Source organism: Arthrobacter sp. MYb213 (assembly GCF_002979915.1).
GTDB lineage: Bacteria > Actinomycetota > Actinomycetes > Actinomycetales > Micrococcaceae > Glutamicibacter.
This window is the reverse complement of record NZ_PCQA01000013.1, coordinates 1-5,777: the sequence shown is the minus strand read 5'-3', so window position 1 is coordinate 5,777 and position 5,777 is coordinate 1. Positions and strand designations below refer to the sequence as shown.

Annotated in this window: 3 rRNA genes; all 3 read right to left on the bottom strand. The window is 53.1% G+C overall.

The features are described from left to right. Positions 1–82 precede the first annotated feature (82 nt). Positions 83–199 (bottom strand): 5S ribosomal RNA (gene rrf / locus CQ011_RS17605). A 206-nt stretch (positions 200–405) separates the two neighbouring features. Beyond that, positions 406–3,539 (bottom strand): 23S ribosomal RNA (locus CQ011_RS17600). Positions 3,540–4,062: 523 nt separating this feature from the next. After that, positions 4,063–5,588 (bottom strand): 16S ribosomal RNA (locus tag CQ011_RS17595). Together the 16S, 23S and 5S rRNA genes form the textbook arrangement of a ribosomal RNA operon. Between the last annotated feature and the right edge of the window lie 189 nt (positions 5,589–5,777).

Below are 5,777 nucleotides of genomic sequence, written 5' to 3'. Positions count from 1 at the left end.
TTAAACAGGTGAAGCCCCGAACACCACAGTGTCCAGGGCCTCAAACCATCATCATTACTGACTTTCACTTACTTCAAGTTAAGTCCGGCGGTGACCTACTCTCCCACACCCTCACGAGTGCAGTACCATCGGCGCAGTGGGCCTTAGCTTCCGGGTTCGGTATGGGACCGGGCGTTTCCCCCACGCTATGACCGCCGTAACAGTCTCGAAACAACAAGCATCCCAATGCTCATCCAAAAAAATATGTGTACCAAACCCACCGGACATCAACACCAAACCACCACACCCCACAAAGGGGTGCAACAATCCAGTATCGATCCGAAAGGATCAGTGTGTTACAAGGTTGTTGTCTCGTAACCGTATAGTGAACGCGAACAATCATTGTCAAAATAATTGCTTTACAGTGTGTTGTAAGTCATCGGCCTATTAGTACAGGTCAGCTACACAAGTCTTTAGTCCTTGCTTCCACATCCTGCCTATCAACCCAGTGGTCTAGCTGGGGGCCTCTCACACTCAAGGTGCATGGAAATCTCATCTCGAAGCAGGCTTCCCGCTTAGATGCTTTCAGCGGTTATCCCTTCCAAACGTAGCTAATCAGCGGTGCACTTGGCAGTACAACTGACACACCAGAGGTTTGTCCGTCCCGGTCCTCTCGTACTAAGGACAGCCCTTCTCAAATTTCCAACGCGCGCAGCGGATAGGGACCGAACTGTCTCACGACGTTCTAAACCCAGCTCGCGTACCGCTTTAATGGGCGAACAGCCCAACCCTTGGGACCTACTCCAGCCCCAGGATGCGACGAGCCGACATCGAGGTGCCAAACCATGCCGTCGATATGGACTCTTGGGCAAGATCAGCCTGTTATCCCCGAGGTACCTTTTATCCGTTGAGCGACGGCCCTTCCACGAGGTGCCGCCGGATCACTAGTCCCGACTTTCGTCCCTGCTCGAGCTGTCACTCTCACAGTCAAGCTCCCTTGTGCACTTACACTCGACACCTGATTGCCAACCAGGCTGAGGGAACCTTTGGGCGCCTCCGTTACATTTTAGGAGGCAACCGCCCCAGTTAAACTACCCATCAGGCACTGTCCCTGAACCAGATCATGGTCCGAAGTTAGGTGACCGGTACAGCCAGAGTGGTATTTCAACGATGACTCCACCCGAACTAGCGTCCGAGCTTCACAGTCTCCCACCTATCCTACACAAGCTGCACCGAACACCAATACCAAACTATAGTAAAGGTCTCGGGGTCTTTCCGTCCTGCTGCGCGTAACGAGCATCTTTACTCGTACTGCAATTTCGCCGAGTTCATGGTTGAGACAGCGGGGAAGTCGTTACTCCATTCGTGCAGGTCGGAACTTACCCGACAAGGAATTTCGCTACCTTAGGATGGTTATAGTTACCACCGCCGTTTACTGGGGCTTAAATTCTCAGCTTCGCAACAAGTTGCTAACCGGTCCTCTTAACCTTCCAGCACCGGGCAGGAGTCAGTCCGTATACATCGTCTTGCGACTTCGCACGGACCTGTGTTTTTAGTAAACAGTCGCTTCCCCCTGGTCTCTGCGGCCCACACCCGCAAAAGAAGAGCAAGTCTTCTCCACGGGGCAGGCCCCCCTTCTTCCGAAGTTACGGGGGCATTTTGCCGAGTTCCTTAACCATGATTCTCTCGATCGCCTTAGTATTCTCTACCTGATCACCTGTGTCGGTTTGGGGTACGGGCGACTAGAACCTCGCGCCGATGCTTTTCTAGGCAGCATAGGATCACCAAATCACCCACCAAAGTGGGCGCCTATCAGGTCTCAGGCTATATGAGTCACGGATTTGCCTATGACTCGCCCTACACCCTTGGACCAGGTCAATTCCATTGCCTGGCTCGGCTACCTTCCTGCGTCACACCTGTTAATACGCTGACCTCACAACATCGGTTCCCAACAAATCACATAACAAACAACCCGAAGGTCGCAACAGTCATGCTCAACACTGGTTAGCATCAATTGCTCGGTATGGGCGGTTCTTCGCCGGTACGGGAATATCAACCCGTTGTCCATCGACTACGCCTGTCGGCCTCGCCTTAGGTCCCGACTCACCCAGGGCAGATTAGCTTGACCCTGGAACCCTTGATCATTCGGCGGACGGGTTTCTCACCCGTCATTCGCTACTCATGCCTGCATTCTCACTCGTGTGGTCTCCACCGCTGGTTTACACCGCGACTTCACCGTCCACACGACGCTCCCCTACCCATCCAAACACCCAATCGAAACCGGGTAAATATCTGAATGACGCAACTTCGGCGGTGTGCTTGAGCCCCGCTACATTATCGGCGCGGAATCACTTGACCAGTGAGCTATTACGCACTCTTTCAAGGGTGGCTGCTTCTAAGCCAACCTCCTGGTTGTCACAGCAACTCCACATCCTTTTCCACTTAGCACACGCTTAGGGGCCTTAGTTGGCGTTCTGGGCTGTTTCCCTCTCGACTATGAAGCTTATCCCCCACAGTCTCACTGCTACGCTCTCACTTACCGGCATTCGGAGTTTGGCTAACGTCAGTAACCTTGTAGGGCCCATTAGCTATCCAGTAGCTCTACCTCCGGTAAGAAACACGTAACGCTGCACCTAAATGCATTTCGGGGAGAACCAGCTATCACGAAGTTTGATTGGCCTTTCACCCCTACCCACAGCTCATCCCCTCCATTTTCAACTGAAGTGGGTTCGGTCCTCCACGCGCTCTTACACACGCTTCAACCTGGCCATGGGTAGATCACTTCGCTTCGGGTCTAGACCGTGCCACTCAAACGCCCTATTCAGACTCGCTTTCGCTACGGCTTCCCCACACGGGTTAACCTCGCGACACAGCACTAACTCGCAGGCTCATTCTTCAAAAGGCACGCCATCACACAACCACAAGGGTCATGCTCTAACGGATTGTAAGCGCACGGTTTCAGGTACTATTTCACTCCCCTCCCGGGGTACTTTTCACCATTCCCTCACGGTACTGATTCACTATCGGTCATCAGGTAGTATTCAGGCTTACCAGGTGGTCCTGGCAGATTCACACAAGATTTCTCGAGCCCCGTGCTACTCGGGTACCCACACTAGAACGGCAGACACGCATTACACCTACGGGACTATCACCCTCTCTGGTCCGGCATTCCAACCGATTCACCTATACGCCTGCACCTCATCCCGCCAACCAGATAGGGTTGGCACATGTGGGCCCCACAACCCCGGTGATGCAACGCCTATCCGCTATCACACACCAACCGGTTTAGCCCCATCCGCGTTCGCTCGCCACTACTAACGGAATCACTATTGTTTTCTCTTCCTGCGGGTACTGAGATGTTTCACTTCCCCGCGTTCCCTCCACGCAACCTATACATTCAGCTGCGGGTCATACGGCATGACACCGTACGGGGTTTCCCCATTCGGAAATCCTGGTCTCAACGTCAGGTTATCGACTCCACCAGGCTTATCGCAGATTCCCACGTCCTTCATCGGCTCCTGATGCCAAGGCATCCACCGTGCGCCCTTAAAAACTTCAACACAAAACAAGTTCTCAAGTTTGAGCTATAAAACAATCAACAAAATCACAAAACAACCACGCCAAAAACCCCAAAAGGGCTTTACAACATGGTCATCTTATAAGATGCTCGCGTTCACTATACAGTTCCCAAACAACAACCCCACACCCCCACACAAACCACCAACAACCCACCCACAAAAGGCGAACCATCACGATGACCGTGCAAAGACACAGGACAAACACTGAAACACCAAACCCCTCAAACAAGGGGGCTTGTTGCCTCAAAACCCAACAGCATGCCAAACCATACAAACCACACAACCCTCACACTCTCATTCCAACACCCACCACCACCCCAAAGGGCAACAGCAAACGCGTACTAAGAAAACATGAACACCATGCAGCCACAGCCAATACCACCACACACCACATCAGTAGCATCTGTTTTTCCGGTATTGAGTTCATTGATATTCCACCCATGAGCAACCCGCCTGCCAACACTCGTGACAGAAACGGGCAACCAATAATTGGTTAGCTCCTTAGAAAGGAGGTGATCCAGCCGCACCTTCCGGTACGGCTACCTTGTTACGACTTAGTCCCAATCGCCAGTCCCACCTTCGACGACTCCCTCCACACAAGGTGGTTAGGCCATCGGCTTCGGGTGTTACCAACTTTCGTGACTTGACGGGCGGTGTGTACAAGGCCCGGGAACGTATTCACCGCAGCGTTGCTGATCTGCGATTACTAGCGACTCCGACTTCATGGGGTCGAGTTGCAGACCCCAATCCGAACTGAGACCGGCTTTTAGGGATTAGCTCCACCTCACAGTATCGCAACCCATTGTACCGGCCATTGTAGCATGCGTGAAGCCCAAGACATAAGGGGCATGATGATTTGACGTCATCCCCACCTTCCTCCGAGTTGACCCCGGCAGTCTCCCATGAGTCCCCACCTTTACGTGCTGGCAACATGGAACGAGGGTTGCGCTCGTTGCGGGACTTAACCCAACATCTCACGACACGAGCTGACGACAACCATGCACCACCTGTGAACCAGCCCCGAAGGGAAACCCCATCTCTGAGGCGGTCTGGAACATGTCAAGCCTTGGTAAGGTTCTTCGCGTTGCATCGAATTAATCCGCATGCTCCGCCGCTTGTGCGGGCCCCCGTCAATTCCTTTGAGTTTTAGCCTTGCGGCCGTACTCCCCAGGCGGGGCACTTAATGCGTTAGCTACGGCGCGGAAAACGTGGAATGTTCCCCACACCTAGTGCCCAACGTTTACGGCATGGACTACCAGGGTATCTAATCCTGTTCGCTCCCCATGCTTTCGCTCCTCAGCGTCAGTAGATGCCCAGAGACCTGCCTTCGCCATCGGTGTTCCTCCTGATATCTGCGCATTTCACCGCTACACCAGGAATTCCAGTCTCCCCTACATCACTCTAGTCTGCCCGTACCCACCGCAGATCCGAGGTTGAGCCTCGGACTTTCACGGCAGACGCGACAAACCGCCTACGAGCTCTTTACGCCCAATAAATCCGGATAACGCTTGCGCCCTACGTATTACCGCGGCTGCTGGCACGTAGTTAGCCGGCGCTTCTTCTGCAGGTACCGTCACTTTCGCTTCTTCCCTACTGAAAGAGGTTTACAACCCGAAGGCCGTCATCCCTCACGCGGCGTCGCTGCATCAGGCTTTCGCCCATTGTGCAATATTCCCCACTGCTGCCTCCCGTAGGAGTCTGGGCCGTGTCTCAGTCCCAGTGTGGCCGGTCACCCTCTCAGGCCGGCTACCCGTCGTCGCCTTGGTGAGCCATTACCTCACCAACAAGCTGATAGGCCGCGAGTCCATCCCCAACCGATAAATCTTTCCACCAAAAACCATGCGGTTAAAGGTCATATCCAGTATTAGACCCAGTTTCCCGGGCTTATCCCAGAGTCAGGGGCAGGTTACTCACGTGTTACTCACCCGTTCGCCACTAATCACCCGTGCAAGCACGGGGTCATCGTTCGACTTGCATGTGTTAAGCACGCCGCCAGCGTTCATCCTGAGCCAGGATCAAACTCTCCATAAAAAACAAAAAGCCACCGAAACCCCTTGGAAAATAAGGGAAGAATCGATGATAAAATCCTGGCGAATAAAAACACTTGAAACAACACACGGGGGTGCATCATTCCAAGCAAATGTTATATATCCACCAAATTAAAAATAATTCGGTATCAACAAACTTGGCACACTATTGAGTTCTCAAACAACAAACACT